Here is a 21433-nt window from a genome sequence, read left to right on the forward strand (position 1 = left end):
TTTACCTTCACATGATCAGTGCCGTTAGCGCCCCATCGCTCGTGCCGCATCCGCGGTGTACATGTCCGGGGTGAACTTGGCTTCGTTGAGAATCGGCCCCTTCTTAGACTCGTTGGTCATGGCGTAGCCGGTGTACTGCCCTGAGTTCAGGTCCATGAAGAACTGCGAACCGGCCTGCCACGCGCTCATGTCAGGGTGGTAGTAGTAGTTGATCATCGCATGCTTCCACAGCGCGCCACGGCTGTCATAGTTGTCCGAAACCACCGAGTTCCAGGTGTCTTCGTCAATAAACAGCACACGCTTGCCGTAGACATGGCGGTAGCCCTCTTTCAACTTGGCCTCAAGCACCCAGACACGGCGCAGCTCATAGCGCATGTAGTCGGGGTTGGGGTGGTTGGGGGTGAGGATGTCGGCGTACTTGACGTCACCGGTGTTCGGCTTGAAAGCGTTGGCCGGTACGTAGATTTCACGCTTGCCGACCAGCGTCCAGTTGAAACGCTCGGGCGAGCCGTTGTAAAGACGGTCTTCGTCGACAGTCATGGTGCCGTTGGTACCGATCATGGGCTGATCGTAACCGTAGCCAGGCAACTGCCGTACACGCCGGGTGGAGGGGCTGTAGCTCCAGGCCTGACGCGGGTTGGTGAGGAAGTTGTAGGGTTCCTGCGAAATACTCACCACACCGTTGTCGCGCGCCGGTTTGAGCGTGGTGTTCCAGCTCATGGCCTGTATCGCGCCTTCAGTCTTGGGCTCGACTGTCGGCGAGTTGGCTTGCGAGAGATTTCGCGCATGGGCACGACCCCAGCCGATGCTGCCGTTAGGCAGGACTGACGCCAGATCACTGACCTTTTCTTCGGTGTAGGCACGCGCCGGCAACTGGTGGTTCCACAGCAGCTCCATGCCGCTTTTCGGGATCGGAAACGGTATCTGGCCGATCCCTTCGATGCCCATGCCGTCGTCGACCAGCTTGGCGTTCAAGGCGTTTTTCATTGCCCGTTCGCAAACATAGTCCGGGTAGCGGAAGTCACGATGACCTGGGTAGATGTTCATCTTGTAGGTGGTTGGGTAGCGCTTGAGCAGGGCCTTCTGACCTTCGGTCAAATGGCTTTCGTACTGGCTCATATTCTGCGCGGTGATCACCAGGATCGGCTTTTCGGAAGCGTAGGGGTCGACCGGCTGGCTGCCGGAAAACTTCACGTGATTCCAGCCTGGTACCTCGCCGAGGTACTTGCCGGTGTAGGGCGGGATGGTGCCTTCGGCGTTGCCGGCTTTCTCGGCACCGACACAGGTCAGCTCCTTGCCGAGTTTGGCAGCCTCTTGCGGCGATACTTGCGCAAGTGCGTTGCCTTGCAGGCCGACATTGGCGGCCACTGCAGCTACGAACATCACGCCTTTTGTTGTTATTTTCATCGATTGGCTCCTTCGCAGACCAGGACTACTGGGGTACTCCATTGTTCCTGATCTGCTGGGGAGAACATCGTCCGGAAAGACTAATCAGTCAGGCACTGACCAATAATTCACGGATCTGTGCCTTGATCAATTTGCCCGACGCATTACGTGGCAGCGGCTCATGAAAACCATGTACCTCGGCTGGTACCTTGTAGGCGGCAAGGCGCTGGCCGATAAAGGCACACACCTGCTCCCGGGTCGGCGCCGGATCAAGTTCGCTGCGCAATACCAGCACCAGGCGCTCACCCAACTCCTCATCGGCCACCGCAAAGGCGGCCGCTTCAACGACCCCGGGCATTTCGCAGATACAGGACTCCACTTCACTGGCGGAAATCTTTTCCCCCGCACGGTTGATCAGGTCCTTCGCACGGTCGGTGATGTAGAGGAAGCCCTCGTCGTCCAGCAGGCCTATGTCACCGGTGTCCAGCCAGCCGTCCTGCAACGTCTGGGCACTGGCTTCGGGCAAGCGCCAGTAGGCGCTCATCAGCGTTGGCGAACGCAGCCAGATCAGGCCGCTTTGCCCTGCTGGCAGCGGCGAATACGGGTCGGGACCGATGCACACATCAACGATCGGCAACGGCCAGCCCACCGAATCGGGTTTGTACACGAACTGATCGCCACCCACCGCCGCTCCGATGCCGTTGCTCTCGGTCAGGCCGTAACCACTGCCGCCAATCGCCTTGGGCTTGCGCTTGCTGATCTGCGCCAGCAGCCGGCTCGGCGCCAGCGCCCCTCCCAGGCCAAGGCCGTAGAGGCTGTCGCTGTCGGTGCTGTCAAAGCGTGGCGAGCCGAGCAATTGCTGCATCATCACCGGTGCACCGTTGAACTGGGTGCAGCGCTCGTCGCGAATCAGGTCAAAGGCCTTGTCGACGTCCCACTTGTACATCAGCAACAAGCGTCGCCCGCTGCGCAGGGCCAGCAGAAACTGCGCGTGCAGGCCGCTGACATGGAACAGCGGCACCGCCATCAGGTTGGTCGGCGCCAGGCCGCTATCGATCACCGCCTGGATGCGCTCGGGCGAACTTACGGCGCAGAACGCTGACTGAAACTCCAGGGCCGTCAGCGCCTGGCAAATGGCGCGGTGGCTTGACAGCACACCCTTGGCCCGACTGGTGGTACCGGAGGTATAGAGAATCAGCGCCGGGTCATCGGGGTCGATGGTGATGGCCGGCAACGCCAACACCGGGGCCTTGATCAACGCCTCAAAACGCTGGCAGTTGGGCGCCAGCGTTTGCCCTTCCTGCACACCGACCACAATGCTGACCAGTCCATCGTTGAGCACGTCGCCCGCCAGCAGTCGCAGGCGCTGCTCGTCACACACCAGCACCTGGGCGCCACTGTCCTGCAGGCCATGGAACAGCTCGTCGCGCAGGCCCCAACTGTTCAGGGGTACACACACCGCGCCGCACCGTTGCACCGCGACAAAGGCCACCAGCCAGGCCGGCTGGTTCCGCATGGCGATAGCCACCCGATCGCCCTGCTTTACCGCAAAACGTTGGGACAGTTGTGCGGCCAGCCGATCGACCTGGTCGAAAAATCCGGCGAACGTCAGCCGCTCCTGCTCCCACACCAGAAACTCACGGTCACCGTGCACGCGACCTGCATCGATGGCATCGAGCAGGTTGGGTGGTGCATGGCGAAAATACCGCAGGTTAACGTTGGGCGAAGTCACCACCTCGTACGGCGATCCCGGGCCGATCAACTGCTGCCAGGCTTTGCGCCACTGTTCCAGCTTCATGTTTTCACTTCTCCAAAGACTCGAAAGCGGCGTAGCGCGCACACTGGAAATCACTGTCGCCCAGACACGCCTGGACCACGCGAATCCGCTTGAGGTAAAGGCCCACATCCAGTTCGTCGGTGACACCGATACCGCCGTGCATCTGCACTGCTTCATTGCTGATCCGGGCAGCGGCTTCGCCCGCTTTCCATTTGCCCAGGCTCACCAGGCGCCCACGTTCAGCCGCGCTCAAGGCGCTGTCGTCGAGCGCAGACAACGCCGCCATCACGGCGCTGCGGGCCAGTTGCAGTTCCACATGCAAGCGCGCTGCACGATGCTGCAAGGCCTGGAACGAGCCGATCAAGGCATCAAACTGCACGCGGGTCTTGAGGTAATCCAGGGTCAGGGCGAACAACTGCTCGGCGGCACCAAGCAACTCCGCAGCCAGGCACGCACGCCCCCGATCCAGCGCTTCATCCAGGGCTGGCCACGCTGCCCCCAAGGTACCGAGCAAGGCTTCGCTGCCCAGTTGCACCGCACTGAAACGCAGCTGCGCGTAATTGCGCGAGTCGATCAACGACAGGGCACTGACCTGCAGCCCCGGCGTGTCTGCCGGCACCAGGAACACGCTGATGCCCTGCTCTTCACCCGCCTGGCCGTCGGTTCGTGCAGCGACCAGGTAGGCATCGACACCCAGGCCATCGATCACGAAGAACTTCTCGCCGTCCAGACGATAGCCACCGAACTCGGCGGTCGCCGTCAGCGCCGTGTGCACAGGCCCATGGCGCGGTTTTTCATCCAGGGCCATGGCCATGCGCCGTTCGCCGCTGATCAACGCCGTCAGCCACTGATCCTGCTGCGCCGCAGAGCCTGCCAGATGAATCAGCGAGCCACCGAGCACCACACTGGACAACAGCGGTGAGGCCGACAGGTTTCTACCCATGGCCTCGAAAATCGGCCCCAGGCCCATGCATCCAAAATTCAGTCCACCCAGCGCCTCGGGAAACGGTATCGCGCTCCAGCCCAGGCCAACTGTCTCCTGCCACAGTTGCGGGTCGTAACCGGGTTCGCAGGCCTCGTCTCGTAGGCGCCGCTGCGCCGCTACCGGGCTGCGCGCCGCCAGGAACTCGCGAGCACTGTCCGCCAACAGGCGTTGCTCTTCGCTATACACCAGACTCATGGTCACACTCCCCTTAAACACTCGGCAGGTTCAAGACCCGCTTGGCGATGACATTCAACTGCACTTCCGACGAACCGCCAGAGATGGTCAGGGCAAAGCTGTTGAGCCAGCCTCGGGTGACGGCCAGTTCCTCGCTGCTGAACGGCTCGCCTTCAAGGCCCAACGCGCGATAGCCGAGGGCATCGAGGAGGATCTCGAACTTGTCGCGCTCCTGCTCGGTATGCACCAACTTCATGATCGCCATGATCGCGCTGGTGTCCAGGCCAGCCCTGGCCTCCTCGCCCATGCGCTGCACGGTGAGGTTGTAGGCATGTTCGTCCATTGCGCAGGCCTGGGCGCGGGCGCGCAGGGCCTGGTCAGCGGGAGACTGGCTGTCTGGCAGGTAACGTTCGATCAACGGCAGCAGATGAAAGTGTGTCGGCAGGCTGAATTCGCCAAACTTGGACATGGCCCTGCGCTCATGCTGCAACAGGCTCTTGCCCAGGTTCCAGCCACCGTTGAGCGGCCCGATCAACTGACTCTGCGGGACCCGCACATTGTCGAAGAACACCTGGCAAAACGCCGACTTGCCGCTGATCAGGTCAATCGGCGAGACGCTGACTCCCGGGCTTTTCATGTCCAGCACGATCAGGCTGATGCCCTGGTGCTTGGGCGCCTTGGGATCGGTGCGCACCAAGGCGTACATCCAGTCGGATTTGTCGCCGTAGGAGGTCCAGATCTTGGTGCCATTAACCACGAAGTCATCGCCATCGGCGATGGCCGAGGTTTTCAAACTGGCCAGGTCGGAACCAGCATTGGGCTCGGAAAAGCCCTGGCACCAGCGCACCTCACCGCGGCACATGGGTGGCAACAGCGCCTGCTTCTGCGCTTCGCTGCCGAACTCCAGCAGCACCGGACCGAGCATCCAGATACCCAGGTTGATTTGCGCCGGTCGACATTTGAGCCGACGCAGTTCGCTTTCCAGTACGGCGTTGTATTCGGCGCTCAGTCCACCACCGCCATACTCGCTGGGCCATTGCGGACAGAACCAGCCTTTGTCGCGCATACGCTCGAACCAGAGGCGGGCGTCTTCATTGGGAAAGGCTACATGACGACCACCCCAGACCATCTCGCCCTCGGGAGTGGCGGTGCGCAGCGACGCTGGGCAATTGGCCTCCAGCCAGTCGCGCGTCGCTTGCCTGAATTGTTCGATTGCGCTCATTCGTTCACCTGAAAGGGACGTTATTGTTATTCGCATCAAGGGTACAGCCTGACTCAGCGCCTGGTACGCGGCATCCCCAGGCCAAACTGGGCGATCAACTCGCGCTGGATTTCATTGGTGCCGCCGCCAAAGGTCAGGTTGACCGACGCCCGCACTTCATATTCCAGCTCGCCGAGCAGATAAGCTGCCGCAGAACCTGCCCGGGTCAGCCCGCTGGCACCGACAATGGCCGACAACTTGCGCAAGATCTCGATCGCCGACTCCGAGCCATAGACCTTGGTCGTGGAGGCCAGCGCGACGTCAACGCGATCGCGCTCAAGGTCGGCGGCGATGCGAAAGTTGATCAGGCGCATGGCTTCAAGCCTTGCATAACACTCGGCCAGGTCACGCCGTACCCAGGCATGATCGGTGGCGCGGTGGCCCTGCTCATCGGCACAACGCGCCCACAAGTAGACCCGGCTGAACAGGCTGACGACTTTGTCGGACCATGCTCCCAGCCCCAGGCGTTCGTGGTTGAGTTGCGCGGTGATGAGTTTCCAGCCGCCGTGCAACTCGCCCACCAGCATGTTCCGCGGCACCCTTACGTTATCGTAATACGTGGCGGCCGTGGGGTTGCCGGAAGTCGGAATCAGGGTGCTGGAAAATCCTTCGGCCCGGGTATCGAGAATCAGGATCGAGATACCCTTGTGCCGCGCCTGCTCAGGGTCGGTACGCGCCGCCAGCCAGATGTAGTCGGCCGAGTCGGCACCCGACGTCCAGAGTTTACTGCCATTGACCACAAAGCCGTCGGCATCTTCGCGGGCAGTGGTCTTGAGTACCGCCAGGTCACTGCCGGCACTGGCTTCGGAGTAACCAATGGCAAAGTTGATTTCGCCGGCGGCAATGCCGGGCAGGAATTTTTCCTTTTGCAGCGCCGAACCATGCGCCATCAGGGCCGGGCCGACCGTGCTGATGGTCACGAAGGGCAATGGCGCACCGGCAATGTTGGCTTCTTCGAAGAAGATCAACTGCTCGGTGGCCGCGTAGCCCTGGCCGCCGTAAGCCTTGGGCCAGCCGACGGCCAGCCAGCCATCACGGCCGATCTGGGCGATGGTACGGCGAAACAGCTCGCCGCCTTCGGTGCCACGCATTTGCTGGCGGAGCTCGGGGGTCATCAGGTTCTGGAAATAGTCCCGGACCTTGAGCCTCAGAGCACGTTGTTCGGGGGTGAGATCGACGAACATGAGACGCTCCTTATACCGCGCCGAGAATCAGGCCGCTGGTAGGCACGCCGGTCCCGGCGGTCACCAGCACGTTTTCCACACTGTCCACCTGGTTGACCGCCGTGCCACGGACCTGTCGCACCGCTTCGGCGATACCGTTCATGCCGTGGATGTAGGCCTCGCCCAACTGCCCGCCATGGGTGTTGATCGGGAATTTTCCGCCACGGGCATGGTGCCCGGCGCGAATGAATTCCTTGGCCTCGCCGCGCTTGGCCAGGCCGAATTCTTCCAGTTGCGGCAACACGAAAGGCGTGAAGTGGTCGTAGATCACCGCCGTCTGCAAGTCTTGCGGGCCCAGGCGCGACTGGCTATACAGCTCCCTGGCGACCACGCCCATCTCCGGCAAGCCGGTGATGTCGTCACGGTAGTAGGAGGTCATCACTTGCTGCCCCGCGGCGATGCCCTGGGCCCCGGCCTTGATGATCACCGGCTTTTGCGGCAGGTCGCGGGCGCGCTCCGCCGAGGTGATGACCATGGCCACCGCGCCATCGGACTCCTGGCAGCAGTCAAGCAAGTGCAACGGCTCGCAGATCCAGCGCGAAGCCTGGTGCTCTTCGAGGGTAATCGGCTTGCCGTAGAAAAACGCCTGGGGGTTGGTGGCGGCGAAATCGCGTACCGCTACTGCGACCCGGCCGAAGTCCTCGGAGGTGGCGCCGTAGGTGTGCATGTAGCGCTGGGCAAACATCCCGACCCAGGCCGCCGGGGTGTGGAAGCCGTGGGGCATGTACCAGCCATAATTGACGTTCTCGAAGGTCGGCGTCGAGGCGAAGCCGTAACTGCCGGTGCCGAAGCGGTACCAGGAGCGTTCGTTCATCGCCCGATAGACCACCACGACCTTGGCCACGCCGGTGGCCACCGCCATCGCCGCATGCATCACCGGCCCGCAGGCGGCGCCACCACCGTGGGGCACCTGGGAGAAGAACTTGACGTCCTTGCAGCCCAGCAGGCGGGCAATTTCATACTCCGGAACCTTGTCTACCGAATAGGAACTGAAGCCCTCGACCTCGGATGGATCGATGCCCGCGTCCTTGAGCGCCGCCAGGGTCGCTTCCATGGCCAGGCGCAGTTCGGTGCGCCCGGAATTCTTGGAAAACTCGGTCGCGCCCAGCCCGACAATGGCGGCGCGCCCGGAAATCGACGAATTCGTCATCTGTGATGTCTCCCGCGAATTAGGGCAGAACCAGCGCGACCGTACCGGTCACGTGATTGCCCATGGAGTTTTTGCCCTTGAGGGTCACTTCCAGGGTGCGTGTAGCAGCATCCTGATGGGTCACTTCGCCGCTGAAGATCATGCTGTCACCGGGGTAGTTCGGCGCGCCCAGCTTGATTTTCAGCGAACGGAACTGCACCTGCGGGCCGCTCCACTGCTCGATGAAGCGTTGCACCAGGCCGTTGGTGGTCAGGATGTTCATGAAGATATGCGACGAACCCAGCGCGCGAGCCGCCTCCAGGTCATGGTGGCCGGGAAAGTAGTCGCGGGTGGCAATCGCACCGCCGGCAATCAGGCCGACCGTGATCGGAATCGTCAGCTCGGGCAGTTGTTCGCCGGTGTGCACGTCTTCAAAGCGCTTGGTGTTCATCGAGGTCATATTTCCATCCCAAGGTGTCGTTATCGCTCAGCCAGTCGCCGAGGCGTTCCAGGATCACCGACGATCCTCCCAATGCACTGCTCAGCGCCCGGCTCCAATACAGGAACCGGTGGATCGGGTACGTCAGGTCGACGCCGATACCGCCGTGCACATGCTGTGCGGTGTGCCCGATGCGGTGCCCGGCCTCGCAGGCCAGGTACGCCGTGGCCAGAGCCTCGGCAGGTGCCGGCAGGCCAGCGTCCAGGCGGTAGCACAGTTGCCACAGCGCACTACGCAGCACCTCAAGGTGCACATGGGTGTCGGCCATACTCATCTGCACGGCCTGGAAGCTGCCGATGCTGCGGTCGAACTGCTCACGCTCGCTGACATAAGCCACGGTGCGGTGCACCTGCTCGGCGCTGACGCCCAGTTGCAGCGCCGCCAGGGCAGCAATCGAGCGCGGTGCCAGCCAGTCCAGCGCGGCCTCGGGCAGCACCTGATGCTTGCCCAGGGTGACGCCGTCGAAGCTCAGGTCGGCCACGGCTTCACCATGGGTCATGACCCCTGCCACGCTGCTGATACCCGCCTGGCCCAGGTCTACCAGCACCAGCCGTGGCTGCCCCATGACCTGGGCCAGCACCAGCGCCGCCACCGATTGTTCGGCCAGGGCCAGCGCCGCGACCCGCCCGTCCAGCCGCCAGCCGTCAGCCTCGGCGCTGGCCTGAAGTTCAATGCCGCGCACGTTGCTCAGGCCATCGAGGCTCAGGGTCAGCAAACCCGTGGCGGTCACGGCCTGTTCAACCCAGGGCGCCAGTGGCGCACCGCCGAATTCGGCCAGGGTGGCCGCCGCCAACTGGTGACGCCACAGCGGCACTTGCGCCAAAGCGCCACCCTGGGCATCGAGGATCTGCATCAGCTCGGTCATGCCCAGCCCGCTGCCACCGGCCGCTTCGGGGATGGCCAAGGCATGCAGGCCGGTTTCCACACAACCGGACCACAGTTCATGCATGTAGGCTTGCCCCGACAGATCCCAGTCACGCAGACGCTCGTCGGTGCAGTAGTCGCTCATCAGGCTGCCCGCCATTTCGGCAATGGCGCGCTGGTCTTCATTGAGTTCAAAATCCATACCGCCCCCTACTCTGCCAACGGCCGGAACATCGGCAACGCCAGATCGTCGTCGAAGGTCTGGAATTCGACCTGCAAACGCTGGCCGATGCTGATGTCTTCACGCTTGACGCCCACCAGGCCGGCGATCAGGCGCACGCCTTCGTCCAGCTCGATCAGGCCGATCGGATTGGGATGATCAAATGGCGCCACTTGCGGGTAGTGCATCACCACAAAGGAATACAGCCGCCCCTTGCCGCTGGCTTGCAGGGTGTCCCAGTCGAACGAGTGACACTCGATACACACCGGTGCCGGCGGATGCCGCAAGGTGGCGCACTGGGTGCAGCGCTGGATCAACAGCTGGCCTTGCTTGCAGCCTTCCCAGAAAAACCGCGTGTCGTCGCTCATGCCGGGGGTCGGCCGCTTGGCCACCACTGGTTCGACGCTCGCCAGGGGCTGCGCCTCGACCTTTTCCACGCTGGCCGGGCGGAACTTGAAGACCCGGAACAACAGCTCGCCGACTATTTCGTCGCCAGCGGCCTGTTGCGAGAAGTAGGTCATGACCAGGGTGACAAAAAAGCCGGTGCCCAGGCCCGTGGTCTTTTCATCGCCGACCGACTCCAGGCGCGTGGTGTAGTAGAGCTTTTCACCCAGGCGCAGGTTGCGTTCGAAGGTCAGCTCGGAGTTCACCGCCACCACTGACGGATAGCCGTAGGCATCCATCAGTCCAAGCACTTCATACGGGTTCTCGGTGGTCGAGCCCGGGGCGTAGTTGTTGATGTGGAAGCCTTCCATGCACCAGATCTGCAGCATGGGTGGTGGCGCGATAATCCCGTCGTTGCAGCTGCTGGCTGCCGTCAAGGGGTCGGTGTAGAGCGGATTTTCAAGGCCGATGACTTCGCACCACTGGCGAATCATCGGTGCGTTCACTTCGTCCCAGGCGTTCACGCGACCGTATTGGCGCCCAACCAGGGCGCGTACTTTGGATAGCAATTCTGGATCAGCCAAGTTCGTCTCCTGCGTGTTCAAAGCGGCGCCCGGTACTGCAACGCCGACGTGGGTCGATCAGTGCGGCGCGACCTGCGCCGCACTGAGATAAGCCGGGCGTTCACCGCCGCCATGTAGCAACAAATTGCATCCACTGGCGTAACCAGCCAGCCTGGACGCGATGTACAGACAGGCATTGCCGATATCCTCCGGCAGGGCCATGCGTCCTGCCGGGATACCGGCACTGACGGCGGCGATACCGGCTTCATCGCCGTAGTGCACGTGTGAAAGTTCGGTACGCACCAGCCCCGGGCTCACTGCCACAACCCGCACCTTGGGCGCCCATTCCGCTGCCAGCGATTGCACCAGCGCCAGTACCCCGGCCTTGGCCGCACCATAGGCCGCGGTGCCCGGCGAGGCGCGCAGCCCGCTGATGCTGCCGATAAAGACGATGCAACCGCCCTCGTCCTGGGTTTGCATCATCAGGTTGGCTTGCTGGGCGACGTTGAGCGGGGCAATCAGGTTGAGGCGGATGATCCCCTCATGAAACCGCGGCGAGGCGCTCGCGGCGTCGGCTGACGGGCTGCCACCGGCGTTGTTGATCAGCACGTCGAGGCGCCCGTAGTCGCTGCGGATAGTGTCGAACAGGCACTGCAGCGAGACCTGGTCTCGCACGTCGGCGGCGATGAAGTCCGCCCGTGCGCCCTCCACGCCTGGCAATTGTTCCGGCGCGTTGCGCCCACACACGATCACCCTGGCACCCGCGGCGAGAAAGCTACGGGCAATGCCCGCACCTATGCCTTTGGTTCCGCCGGTGACCAATACCACCTTGCCGTTGTAATCCAGCCCCGAGTGACCACTCATGGCACGCTCCTCATGCTTGTGTTGAGGATCACTCTAGGGACAAAGTCGCCCGGCCACGTCGTCTGAACGGACGATGAAGCGGCGCGCCGCGCTCGCAACAATCCGCCAAACGGCGCCCGCCCGCTGGTGCCCATGACCTGAGGTTGACCATGTCCGACTCACTGCCCGCGCCGGTACTGCTGGAGTACCCGACCCCCGGTGTCGCCCTGCTGCGGCTTAACCGCCCACACGCCACCAACGCCCTGAGCCTTGAGCTGCAGGCCCTGCTGTCGCAGTACTTCAGCGAACTGGGGGACAATCCCGAGGTGCGCTGCATCCTGTTGACCGGAGGCGACAAGGTGTTCGCCGCCGGTGGCGATATCAACAGCCTGGCCGGGGTCGGCCCGATCGATATCTACCAGCGCCATACCGAGCGGGTCTGGGCGCCCATCCAGCATTGCCCGAAGCCGGTGATAGCGGCCGTGTGCGGCTACGCCTATGGCGGTGGCTGCGAGCTGGCCATGCTCGCCGACATCATCGTGGCCGGGCGCAGTGCGCGCTTCTGCCAACCGGAGATCCGCATCGGCATCATGCCCGGCATTGGTGGCACCCAGCGCCTGGTACGCGCGGTAGGCAAGGCCAAGGCCATGCGCATGGCTCTGACCGGGCAGCCGATTACCGCCGAAGAAGCCTGGGTCAGCGGCCTGGTCAGCGAGGTGGTGGATGACGATCAGGTACAAACCCATGCCCTGAAACTGGCCCAGCTGATTGCTGCCATGCCGCCGCTGGCCGCCGAACAGATCAAGGAAGTCATACTCGCGGGCATGGATGCTCCGCTGGAGACTGGCCTCGCGCTGGAGCGCAAGGCCAATGCCTTGCTGTTCGCCTCTCGGGACCAGAAGGAAGGGATGCAGGCCTTTATCGAGAAAAGGCCTGCGCAGTTCGAAGGCCGCTAAGGGCAGCAGCGGGCCTGGCCCGCCACTGCTGCGCGCAACTCGCTCTTGACCACCTTGTTCGAGGCGTTCACCGGCAGCGCCTCGAAGAACCGCACCTGGCGCGGCACCTTGTAGTTGGCCATGCGCTCCCTCGCCCAGGCGATCAGCGATGGCTCGTCCAGTTCCCGCCCCTGACGCAACACCACGCAGGCGCAGCCCACTTCTCCCATGCGTTCATCCGCCACCCCGATCACCGCCACCTGGGCGACGGCCGAGTGTTCGATCAGCCCCGCCTCGATCTCTGCCGGGTAACAGTTGAAGCCGCCGACGATGAACATGTCCTTGAGCCGGTCGGTGATCTGCAGGTTACCCTCGGCATCCAGGTTGCCGATATCACCGGTGTGCAGCCAGCCGTCGGCATCGATGGCCTGGGCAGTGGCCTCGGGGTCGTTGAAGTAACCCTGCATCACGTGGAAACCGCGCAGGCAGATTTCCCCCGACTCACCCGCTGCCACGGGCTGGTTGTCAGCCGAACGGATGCACACTTCGGTGCCTTCGATCGCCCGCCCGCTGGTCGCGGCGACGATGTCGGCGGCATCATCCGGGTTGCAGATGGTCGCCAGGCCGCCACATTCGGTCAGGCCGTAGGCCGTGGTCACCACCGCGACGCCCAGTTCCTTGCGCATGCGTTCGATCAGTACCGGCGGGATGGTCGATGATCCGGTCACGGCTATGCGCAGGCTCGACAGGTCGGTCTCGGCCAGGTGCGGGTGCGCCAGCATCGACAGGTACAGCGTCGGTGGCCCCGGCAGTACGCTGATGCGCTCGGCGGCGATGCGCTGGAACACCGCTTCGGCGTCGAACACCGCATGGGGCAGGATGGTCGCGCCGGCCAGCAGACAGGTCAGCCAGCCGGCCTTGTAGCCAAAGGCATGGAAAAACGGGTTGATGATCAGGTAACGGTCACCGGGCTGCAGGCCAATCACCCTGACGTATTCGTTGTACGCGCGCAGGGTTTGCCCATGGGCGCTCATCACCCCCTTGGGTTTGCCCGTGGTGCCTGAGGTGAACAGCAAGTCCGACAAGTGCCGCGGACCGACCGCCACTGCACGCTGGCGGGCTTTCACCTCACTGACCGACTCGCCCCTGGCGAGAAAACCGTCCCAGCCAAGGTCGGTGGCCAACCGCGGCTGCGCCGGCCCCATGACCACCAGTTGCTCCAGGCTGGCCGGGCGAAGCGGCGCCAGCATCGCCTGGTAGTCCAGGCCGAGAAACTCGCCCTGCATCAACAACACACGCGCCTGGCTGCGGGTCAGGATGTCGGCGGCCTCCGCACCTTTCATGCGGGTGTTGATCGGTACCAGTACCGCCCCTGCGCAATGCACACCCAGGGCTGCGATCACCCAATCGCGGCAGTTCGGTGCCCAGATCGCCACGCGGTCGCCCGCCTCGATTCCCAGAGCCATCAGGCTGCGGCAGACACCGAGCGCCAATGCCGGTAAATCACGGTAATCGGTGGTTATACCGTCTTGCTCGATGGCCGCCCGGCCGGCGAAGCGTTCGGCACTGGCGAACAGCAAGGCGGGAATCGACAAGGGCAACGGGTTCCAGGCAGTCAAGGTGCCCGGTAATGCGGAAGATGCGGTCATAGTGACAAACTCGGCTATCGGGTTATTCGGGAAAGAGCACCCGCAGGTGCTCGCTGCGGGCCAGGGACTGGCACGCCAGCGTCCAGCCCTGGTCCATTTCCTGTTGATCAAGGGCATCGTTGCGCAGCATCTGCACTTCGCCACTTTCGACGGTACACATGCAGGTGGCACAGGAGCCCACCAGGCAGGAACTCGGCGGTTTCAGGCCCGCCCGGCGCATGGCATCGAGCAGGGTTTCGCCTTCGGCGCAAGGCACCTCGAATTCTTCACCGTCCAGGCGCACCGAAAGCTGGCTGGCCGGCTGGCTGGTATCGACGATGACCGGCGCCGTGACCGCGCCCTCTTCGGGCAGGGAAACGAATCGTTCGACATGGATCTGCGCGGTGGGCATATCCAGGCTCTGCAAGGCGCTGACGGCAGCATCCATGAACGGTCCGGGACCGCAGATAAACGCTTCGGCTCGGGCAAACGGCCGGGCCAGTTCCGCCAGCTGGCTCACCGCCGGAATGCCTTGCACCGAGTCGAGCCAGTGCACCACCTGCAAGCGCTGCGGGTGCGCACTGGCCAGGGCCTTGAGCGAGTCGCGAAAGATCACCGAGGCTTCGTCACGGTTGGCGTAGATCAGCAGGATCCGCCCGGACCCCGTCAGCAGCGCCGAACGCAGGATCGACAGCAACGGGGTCACACCGCTGCCGCCGCCGAACAACAGCAGGTCAGTGTCCAGCTGGCGCGGCACAAAGACCCCGGCCGGCACCAGCACCTGCAGGCTGTCACCCGCCTGCACGGCGTCGCACAGCCAGTTCGAGGCGCGCCCGTCCCGCACCCGCTTGATCGTGACGCGCAACGGCTCATCGAGCAGCGGTGTGCTCGACAGCGAATAGCAGCGTGGTAACCAGCTGCCCTGGTGCGGCACCCGCAGGGTCAGGAATTGCCCGGGGCGATAACGGAAACGTTGCGCCAGTGCCTCTGGCAGCTCGAACTCCAGGGAGCGGCTGTCGGCGGTCTCTTCAATCACGCGCGCCACGCGCACTGTCAGGTAGTCCAGGCTCATATCAATTGCTCGCTGGGTTCGACTTCGACGCGGGTCCTGGCAGTCGTCAGCGACCGCCCGGCACGCCGCCCGGAAAACACACAATCGGCCAGCGACAGGCCGCTGACGTACAGGTGCGAAGGAATGCCAATGGCGGTGCGCCCGGCCGCGTAGAGGCCGGGGATCGGCTGCCCCTGGTCGTCCACCACCGCGCCACTGGCTTCATCGACCTTGAGCCCGCCCAGGGTCAGCGCGCCCAAGGGAAAAACGGGATTGCCGACCGAAATATCGCAGGCGTAGAACGGCCCCTGATCGAGCACCTGGCGGCTGTCGCGGGATTTGCCGAAAGCATCCTCGGCGTCACCCCGTGCGGCGGCGTTGTAGGCAAGCAAGGAGCCACGCAGCACATCGGCACGCATGCCCGTGACCTGGGCCAACTGCTCAATGCTCTGGCCCTTGCGCACACCGCGCAGCATCAGCAACAGTGCCGGCAGACTCTGGAACCACCAGTAACCAGCGAACAGCGCCTGCTTGATCGACTGGCCGCGCAAGCGCGCATCCAGCACCAGCCACGCCTTGCCACCCTGCTCTTCGCACAGGGGTTGGCCCAGCGTCGCCCCGTAGACTTCTTCGTTGACGAAACGCTGGCCAAGGGTATTGACCACAATGCCCTTGGGCCAGCACAGCGGCGGGTTGATGAAGCGCCAGGCCGAGACCCGCTGCAATCGATCGCTCACCGCGCCGGCACTGAGCCCCAGGCGCAGGCCGCTGCCATCGCAGCCGGTCGCCCCGACCTTGAAGTTGCGACGAAACTTCGGCGCATGCTGGCTGATCAGCTCGCGGTTGAAGATGAACCCGCCGGTACTGAGCACCACTCCACGGCGGGCACGCACCAGTTGCGGACGGGCGAAATCACACTCCAGTTGATGCACGCGCTGGCGCAACCTGTCGCAGTAGCGAGGGGCGAAGTTCTGCAGGCGCTCGGCCCGTGCGGCCCATCTGGCATGCAACCGCGCCTGCGCACTGCCGGCGGGCAGGCACCAGAGTTCGGCGCCCAACACCTGCCCCGTACGGTCAATCACCAGGCGCCGGGCCGCCGCCTGGAGCTTGGGACGTATACCGTTGCGCAGGCAGGCAGCCTTGAGGTGCGAATACAGCACCGCGCCGCATTGGCCCTTGCCCACGGTGCGATGGCCGCGGGGAGCTGGTGGCAGCTCATCGCGGTGCGAAGGCACCAGCTCGTTGCCGGAGTAGTAGAGAAAGTGGCCGTCCGAGGGGTACGAAGTCTTGCCGCCCGGCGGCATGCTGTGGGCATAGGGCACGCCATGGCCTTCCAGCCAGGCCAGGTTGGCCACGCTGTCTTGGCAAAAGCGTTGCAAGGTGGCGTCAGTTACCACGCCCTGGGTCTCGTGCCGCAGGTAAGTGAACATCGCCTCGGGCGTGTCGGCAAAGCCTGCGGCCATTTGCTGGCGGGTGCCACCGCCGGCGTAGACGACACCGCCGCTCTTGGCGCTGGCACCACCGCCGGTAAAGCGATCGGCCACCAGCACATCGGCGCCGTTGGCGCGGGCTTCGAGGGCGGCGCAGGCACCGGCCGCCCCCCAGCCGATGACCAGCACGTCACACTGATTATCCCAGTGCACGGCGTCGGCGTCGGCCACCTGCAAGGCCGGCTGGATCGGGGTACAGGTTGAGTTCACAGCGGCAGGCATGGCAGCTCCTCAGCGTTGCGCGGCAATGTGGTTGGCCGCGATGTAGCCAAAGGTCATGGCTGGCCCAAGTGTCCCGCCCGCACCGGGATAGCTGGTGCCCATCACCGACGCCGAACAGTTGCCAATGGCATACAGGCCGGGAATCGCTTCGCCGTCCTGACTGACGACCTGGGCGTGCTCGTTGGTCAACAGCCCGCCCTTCGTGCCGATGTCGCCAGCATCCAGGCGCATGGCGTAATACGGTCCCTTGCTCAGCGGCGCCAGGCACGGGTTGGGCTTCACATTGCTGTCGCCATAGTAACGGTCGAAAATGTTGCCGCCACGGCCGAAGTCGGTATCGACGCCACTGCGGGCGAACTCGTTCATGCGTGTCACGGTCTGTTCCAGCCCGGCACTGTCGACGCCAATCTGCGCCGCCAGCGCCGACAGGCTGTCCGCCTTGAAGTACAGGGAATTGAGCCACTGCTTGCGCAGGCGGCTGTCGGGCATGACCTGGGCCGGCATCAACGGCCCCATGGCGTAGTTGAAGCGAAAGTGCCCATCGAAGATCACCCAGGCCGGTATCGACTGCCCACCGGTGTTCTGGTTGTCGCGGTACATGGCGTCGACAAATTCCAGGTACGGGGCCGCCTCGTTGACGAAACGCCGGCCCAGGCTGTTGACCACCAGGGCCCCCGGGAACGCCCGCTCGGCAAACACGCCCCGTGGCTTGTCTTCGCCCGGCACGGCAATGGTCGGCGCCCACCAGGCCCAGTCCATCAGGGCCGTTGCCGCCCCCAGCGCAACCCCGGCCTCCAGCGCGGCGCCGGTGTTGTTGCCCGGCGGCGTGGCGCTCCAGTCCCGCTGGGTCGGCTGCGGCAGGTAGCGCTCGCGCAGCGCCTGGTTCTGCTCGAAGCCGCCTGAGCCGAAGATCACCCCACGCCGGGCATGCAGCTGCAACGTCTCACCGTCCCGGCAGACCTGCACGCCACTGACGCGGCCATCCTCGGTCAGCAGAGACTGGAAGTCGGTGTTGAGCCACAACGGGATGTTGCGGTCCATCAGGGAACGGCGCAGGGAGGCAACCAGGGAACTGCCCAGAGCGGCGCGACGATCGCGACGGCTCTTGCGACGCCACTTGAAATCCAGCTTGTAGCGCAGCATCAGGCCGAGGATCAGCAGGCGCCAGCCGAACGAGCGGGACATGGCCTTGTGCGCATGCCGGGCGGTCCAGGCAATACGCCCCATCAGCAGGGTCGAAGGTGAAGGTGCGCGCAGGTTCGCCAGTTCGTCACCCAACAGACTGGTGTCGAACAACTCCGGGTCCAGGGTGCGCCCGCCCGCCAGGGAGCCTGGCAGTTGCGGGTAATAATCGGGGTATTTCTGCGCCACGGCGTAGCGCACGTGGCTGGTGTGTTCCAGGGCCTGGATCATCTGAGGCGCGTGTTTGAGGTAGGCGCGCAAGCGCTTTTCATCGCCATGCTCACCCGTGGCCGCTTTGAGGTAGCGCAGCGCCAGTTCAAAGCTGTCTTGACCACCCTTGGCGGCAAAATAGTGGTTGTTGGGAATCCAGATGCCGCCGCCGGAGATCGCCGACGTGCCGCCGAACTTGTCGCTTTTTTCCACAACCAATACCGACAGACCCTGGTCGGCGGCAAACAGCGCCGAGGTCATTGCCCCTGCGCCGGAGCCGACGACGATCACGTCATAGTGAGAAACAGGCTGAGCTTTAGCTGTCATTGTTCTTGTGCCTTGGCTGTATTCGCAAAGATCCCGGCATGCCGGCCAGGGGTTGGCAGGCCCGGGCCTGCGTGCAGGCCCGGGCCTGCGTGCAGGCCCGGGCACGACTCATACGTACGGGTCGGGGTTGGGCAGGCCCATCTGCACGGCACCGAGGCTGCGACTGAAGGCCATGTAGTTGTTGGCGATATGCCCGCGCGCCTGGTGCAGGTCGCGGAACAGGCGTGCCACCGGATTGGTGTTGTACAACCCCGAGGCGGCCATGCAGCGCAGCAGTTCGTTGACCTTCTCGGCGCAGATGTTGGTGACATAAGAGGATTGGTAGCGGTACAGCAAACGGGTTTCCACGTCCGGGTACTCGCCCGCCTCGGCCAGTTGCATCAGGTGCGCGTAGTTGCGCTCAAGCACCAGCCTCAGGCTGTCGACGGTGATCGTGGCCTCCGCCACCGTGGTTTGTGCCACCGGGTCATCGGCGGTTTTCATCCCGTGTTTGCCGATGTGCGCGGCGGCGCTGGCGCGAAACTCGTTGATCGCCCCCTGCAAGGCGCCGATGGCCGATGAGGACACCGCCCGGGTGAACACCTGGGCAAAGGGAATGGCGTAGATCGGGTTGGTGTTGACCAGGCGTCCCGGCGTAGCGTCGATTGTGTTGTTGTTGGTGCGTTGCACCCGGTGTGCCGGCACGAAGGCATCCTCGACCACGATGTCGTGGCTGCCGGTGCCGCGCAGCCCCAGGACGTCCCAGTTATGCTCGATACGGTAGTCGCTGCGCGGGATCAGGAAGGTGCCGTGCTCAGCCGCCTGGTCGCCATCGGCCGGCAGTACGCCACCCAGCAAGCACCATTGACAGTGTTCGCTGCCGCTGGAAAATCCCCAGCGCCCGCTGATGCGGTAGCCGCCTTCAACCACGGTGACCTTGGCCACCGGCATGTAGGTGGAGGAAATCAGCGTCGATTGATCCTGGCCCCAGACGTCGCGCTGGGCTTCGATCGGGTAACGCGCCAGCTGCCAGGGGTGTACGCCCATCACACCGTAGATCCATGCCGTGGACATGCAGCCTTCGGCGAGGATCATCTGGATTTCGAAAAAGGTTCGCGGGTCGACCTCGTAGCCGCCGAATGCCCGGGGCTGCAGCGCTCGCAACAGGCCGGCCTGCTGCAGCTCGTATATCGTTTCGTCAGGTACCCGGAACTCGCGATCAGCTCGCGCGGTGCGGTTCTTGAGTGCCGGCACCAGGCGCCGAGCCTGCTCCAGCAGTTGGATTTCTTCCCGCGTTTTTACTCGCATGCTGTCCATCCGTTCGTTCTCCCAATCTCGTTGCGCGGTTGCGCGAGCCTTGGTTGATGATCGAACGCAGCAAACGATTATTCATCGTCAAAGCGGACTAGAGAACAGTTGCGCGGCGCCATCCCTGGCCGTTACAAGCTTAAATCACTGCGCGCCTGGCGGCCCAGGGACGGTCCTGCTCCAGTTGCGAAGCCAATCGCAGCAGCACGTCTTCGGCGCCCAGGCGAGCGGTGAACATCATGCCCACTGGCAGACCGCTGTCACTCATGCCCAGCGGCAATGAAATGGCCGGTTGCCCGCTGACGTTGGCCAGCACGGTGAAACCGGCGCTGCCCATGGCCTTGCGTGCGTAGCTTTCGTAGGGCTGGTTGAGCGAGAGTTCGCCCAATGCCGGTGTCAGGCTGGCGGTGACCGGTGAGAGGATCACATCAAAACGCTCGAACTGCTGTTCCATGGCCATGCTGATGTCTTCAAACGCATGCCGTGCGCGGACGACGCCCTCACCCGTGGCCTTGCTCGCTCGCTCCAGCACACCAAAGGTGATGATTTCCAGATCCTGCGGCCCCAACGTGCGCCCCAGTGCCTTTTCACGGTCATCGACCATCGCCAGCAAGGAATTGCCGATCGCCACACCATGAGCGCCGAACAACTGCTGGGCCTGAATCGGCAAGCGCAGTTCATCCACCTCGTGACCAAGGCCGAGCAACTGCTTGACCGTCTCCTCCAGGACCTTGGCAATGGCCGGGTCCAACGGCGCACCGGTCAGCGACTCACGCACCAGGCCCACCCGCAGACGACCGGGTTCGCGGCCTATTTCCTCGACATAGGACCGTTGCAACGGCTGGGTCCAATACGGGCTACCCGGCTCATGGCCCTGCCCGGCGTCGAGGAACAAGGCGGTATCGCGCACGCTGCGCGAGACCACGTTGGCGACACTGGCACCGAACGAGCCTTCAAGGCGCGTCGGCCCGCTTGGGGTGCGGTAGCGCGTCGGCTTGAGCCCGACCAGCCCGCAATAGGAGGCTGGAATGCGAATCGAGCCACCGCCGTCGGTGGCATGGGCGACCGGCACGATGCCGGCAGCCACCGCCGCGGCGGAGCCACCGGAAGATCCACCAGCGCTCAACGCCGGGTTCCAGGGATTGCGGGTTTGCCCCCAGGCCAGCGACTCGGTAGTCGTGGTCAGGCCAAATTCCGGGCTGGCGGCCTTGCCGAAAGGTACTGCCCCGGCCAGTTCATAACGGCGGATCAGGGTGCTGGTCAGGCTCGCCGGCGGCGCGTCCTTGAACAGACGGCTGCCGTTGCTGGTGGTCGTACCTTGCAGGTACGTGTTGAGATCCTTGAGCAGGATCGGCACGCCCGCCAGCGAACCCTGGGCCTGGGTGGCGGCCTTGCGCCTGGCCGCCAGCAGTGCATGGGCATAATCGTCATGGCGCATGTTGACCGCATTCACCTTCGGATTGACCAGCTCACAGCGGGCAATCGCCGCGGCCAGCAAGTCCTCGGCGCTGAAGTGGCCGGCCTGCAGGCCCTTGACCATGGCCCAGGCATCCAGGTCCTGATAGTCGCCGGCCGATAAACCGCTCGCCGCACGGACATCGGCAAAACGCCCCAGAAGCCCCACACCCAGTGCTGCAACGCTGGCTTTGAGCACCTGGCGCCGAGGCCAGCCGTCAGCAACATTGGCGCAGAGTGAAACAGCTGTGTCGCCTTGTGGCAATGGATCGTGTTCCATGTGCTGAATTCCGTTTTTAATTGTGTTTTTCATATCGAATGACTCACCTCACGTCAGC

17 protein-coding genes are annotated in these 21433 nt (G+C 63.9%); 1 reads left to right on the forward strand and 16 read right to left on the reverse strand.

The genetic code is table 11. The annotated features are described in order from the left end of the window. Nucleotides 1-24: 24 nt before the first annotated feature. The 10 genes from ACIO0C_RS12595 to ACIO0C_RS12640 form a co-directional block, all read right to left on the reverse strand. A complete protein-coding gene (locus ACIO0C_RS12595) occupies nucleotides 25-1407 on the reverse strand; it encodes a DUF1329 domain-containing protein (protein WP_401312241.1) in 1383 nt (460 codons plus the stop codon). Nucleotides 1408-1495: 88 nt separating this feature from the next. Further along, nucleotides 1496-3184, reverse strand: coding sequence for a class I adenylate-forming enzyme family protein (locus tag ACIO0C_RS12600; RefSeq protein WP_401312244.1), 1689 nt, complete (start codon nucleotides 3182-3184; stop codon nucleotides 1496-1498). A gap of 4 nt (nucleotides 3185-3188) precedes the next feature. Continuing rightward, a complete protein-coding gene (locus ACIO0C_RS12605) occupies nucleotides 3189-4343 on the reverse strand; it encodes an acyl-CoA dehydrogenase family protein (protein ID WP_401312247.1) in 1155 nt (384 codons plus the stop codon). A 13-nt stretch (nucleotides 4344-4356) separates the two neighbouring features. After that, nucleotides 4357-5544 (reverse strand): acyl-CoA dehydrogenase family protein, encoded by a 1188-nt coding sequence (locus ACIO0C_RS12610; RefSeq protein ID WP_008062508.1) that lies wholly within the window; start codon nucleotides 5542-5544, stop codon nucleotides 4357-4359. A 53-nt stretch (nucleotides 5545-5597) separates the two neighbouring features. Continuing rightward, on the reverse strand, nucleotides 5598-6767 hold the full coding sequence (locus ACIO0C_RS12615; protein ID WP_272602907.1) for an acyl-CoA dehydrogenase family protein: 1170 nt from the start codon (nucleotides 6765-6767) through the stop codon (nucleotides 5598-5600). A 10-nt stretch (nucleotides 6768-6777) separates the two neighbouring features. Further along, the gene (locus ACIO0C_RS12620) at nucleotides 6778-7956 is read right to left on the reverse strand and encodes a lipid-transfer protein (protein ID WP_008062505.1); all 1179 of its coding nucleotides are present in this window, start codon (nucleotides 7954-7956) and stop codon (nucleotides 6778-6780) included. A gap of 19 nt (nucleotides 7957-7975) precedes the next feature. Next, the gene (locus ACIO0C_RS12625; RefSeq protein WP_008062504.1) at nucleotides 7976-8395 is read right to left on the reverse strand and encodes a MaoC family dehydratase; all 420 of its coding nucleotides are present in this window, start codon (nucleotides 8393-8395) and stop codon (nucleotides 7976-7978) included. Continuing rightward, nucleotides 8367-9500: an acyl-CoA dehydrogenase family protein gene (locus ACIO0C_RS12630; protein WP_401312251.1), complete on the reverse strand. Its 1134-nt coding sequence runs from the start codon at nucleotides 9498-9500 to the stop codon at nucleotides 8367-8369. Before ACIO0C_RS12630 ends, ACIO0C_RS12625 begins: the two co-directional genes overlap by 29 nt. A gap of 8 nt (nucleotides 9501-9508) precedes the next feature. Continuing rightward, entirely contained in the window at nucleotides 9509-10486 is a 978-nt protein-coding gene (locus ACIO0C_RS12635; RefSeq protein WP_401312254.1) for a bifunctional MaoC family dehydratase N-terminal/OB-fold nucleic acid binding domain-containing protein, read from the reverse strand. A 57-nt stretch (nucleotides 10487-10543) separates the two neighbouring features. After that, entirely contained in the window at nucleotides 10544-11329 is a 786-nt protein-coding gene (locus tag ACIO0C_RS12640; RefSeq protein ID WP_008062500.1) for an SDR family oxidoreductase, read from the reverse strand. 149 nt (nucleotides 11330-11478) lie between these two features. Between ACIO0C_RS12640 and ACIO0C_RS12645 the strand changes: the two genes are divergently transcribed. Continuing rightward, on the forward strand, nucleotides 11479-12264 hold the full coding sequence (locus ACIO0C_RS12645; protein WP_008062499.1) for an enoyl-CoA hydratase: 786 nt from the start codon (nucleotides 11479-11481) through the stop codon (nucleotides 12262-12264). Here ACIO0C_RS12645 and ACIO0C_RS12650 read toward each other — a convergent pair. The 6 genes from ACIO0C_RS12650 to ACIO0C_RS12675 all read right to left on the reverse strand — a co-directional run bounded on the left by ACIO0C_RS12650 (nucleotide 12261) and on the right by ACIO0C_RS12675 (nucleotide 21375). Beyond that, nucleotides 12261-13892, reverse strand: a complete 1632-nt coding sequence (locus tag ACIO0C_RS12650; RefSeq protein ID WP_401312257.1) for a FadD3 family acyl-CoA ligase — start codon at nucleotides 13890-13892, stop codon at nucleotides 12261-12263. The two genes, ACIO0C_RS12645 and ACIO0C_RS12650, sit on opposite strands and share 4 nt — an antisense overlap. 22 nt (nucleotides 13893-13914) lie before the next feature. Beyond that, nucleotides 13915-14943 (reverse strand): 2Fe-2S iron-sulfur cluster-binding protein, encoded by a 1029-nt coding sequence (locus ACIO0C_RS12655; protein ID WP_401312260.1) that lies wholly within the window; start codon nucleotides 14941-14943, stop codon nucleotides 13915-13917. Next, entirely contained in the window at nucleotides 14940-16634 is a 1695-nt protein-coding gene (locus tag ACIO0C_RS12660) for an FAD-binding protein (RefSeq protein ID WP_401312262.1), read from the reverse strand. The genes ACIO0C_RS12655 and ACIO0C_RS12660 overlap by 4 nt, the downstream gene beginning before the upstream one ends. A 9-nt stretch (nucleotides 16635-16643) precedes the next feature. Beyond that, nucleotides 16644-18353, reverse strand: coding sequence for an FAD-dependent oxidoreductase (locus ACIO0C_RS12665; RefSeq protein WP_401312264.1), 1710 nt, complete (start codon nucleotides 18351-18353; stop codon nucleotides 16644-16646). A 108-nt stretch (nucleotides 18354-18461) separates the two neighbouring features. Beyond that, nucleotides 18462-19649, reverse strand: a complete 1188-nt coding sequence (locus ACIO0C_RS12670; protein ID WP_008062489.1) for an acyl-CoA dehydrogenase family protein — start codon at nucleotides 19647-19649, stop codon at nucleotides 18462-18464. 130 nt (nucleotides 19650-19779) lie between these two features. Then, the gene (locus ACIO0C_RS12675) at nucleotides 19780-21375 is read right to left on the reverse strand and encodes an amidase (RefSeq protein WP_401312267.1); all 1596 of its coding nucleotides are present in this window, start codon (nucleotides 21373-21375) and stop codon (nucleotides 19780-19782) included. Nucleotides 21376-21433 lie beyond the last annotated feature (58 nt).

Origin of the sequence: Pseudomonas sp. NPDC087336, from assembly GCF_044744285.1 — a bacterium.
Taxonomy (GTDB): Bacteria; Pseudomonadota; Gammaproteobacteria; order Pseudomonadales; family Pseudomonadaceae; genus Aquipseudomonas.

Coding starts and splice junctions, on each gene's coding strand:
- ACIO0C_RS12595 (WP_401312241.1), bottom strand. CDS start 1,407: ATGAAAATAACAACAAAAGGCGTGATGTTCGTAGCTGCAGTGGCCGCC.
- ACIO0C_RS12600 (WP_401312244.1), bottom strand. CDS start 3,184: ATGAAGCTGGAACAGTGGCGCAAAGCCTGGCAGCAGTTGATCGGCCCG.
- ACIO0C_RS12605 (WP_401312247.1), bottom strand. CDS start 4,343: ATGAGTCTGGTGTATAGCGAAGAGCAACGCCTGTTGGCGGACAGTGCT.
- ACIO0C_RS12610 (WP_008062508.1), bottom strand. CDS start 5,544: ATGAGCGCAATCGAACAATTCAGGCAAGCGACGCGCGACTGGCTGGAG.
- ACIO0C_RS12615 (WP_272602907.1), bottom strand. CDS start 6,767: ATGTTCGTCGATCTCACCCCCGAACAACGTGCTCTGAGGCTCAAGGTC.
- ACIO0C_RS12620 (WP_008062505.1), bottom strand. CDS start 7,956: ATGACGAATTCGTCGATTTCCGGGCGCGCCGCCATTGTCGGGCTGGGC.
- ACIO0C_RS12625 (WP_008062504.1), bottom strand. CDS start 8,395: ATGACCTCGATGAACACCAAGCGCTTTGAAGACGTGCACACCGGCGAA.
- ACIO0C_RS12630 (WP_401312251.1), bottom strand. CDS start 9,500: ATGGATTTTGAACTCAATGAAGACCAGCGCGCCATTGCCGAAATGGCG.
- ACIO0C_RS12640 (WP_008062500.1), bottom strand. CDS start 11,329: ATGAGTGGTCACTCGGGGCTGGATTACAACGGCAAGGTGGTATTGGTC.
- ACIO0C_RS12645 (WP_008062499.1), top strand. CDS start 11,479: ATGTCCGACTCACTGCCCGCGCCGGTACTGCTGGAGTACCCGACCCCC.
- ACIO0C_RS12650 (WP_401312257.1), bottom strand. CDS start 13,892: ATGACCGCATCTTCCGCATTACCGGGCACCTTGACTGCCTGGAACCCG.
- ACIO0C_RS12655 (WP_401312260.1), bottom strand. CDS start 14,943: ATGAGCCTGGACTACCTGACAGTGCGCGTGGCGCGCGTGATTGAAGAG.
- ACIO0C_RS12660 (WP_401312262.1), bottom strand. CDS start 16,634: ATGCCTGCCGCTGTGAACTCAACCTGTACCCCGATCCAGCCGGCCTTG.
- ACIO0C_RS12665 (WP_401312264.1), bottom strand. CDS start 18,353: ATGACAGCTAAAGCTCAGCCTGTTTCTCACTATGACGTGATCGTCGTC.
- ACIO0C_RS12670 (WP_008062489.1), bottom strand. CDS start 19,649: ATGGACAGCATGCGAGTAAAAACGCGGGAAGAAATCCAACTGCTGGAG.
- ACIO0C_RS12675 (WP_401312267.1), bottom strand. CDS start 21,375: ATGGAACACGATCCATTGCCACAAGGCGACACAGCTGTTTCACTCTGC.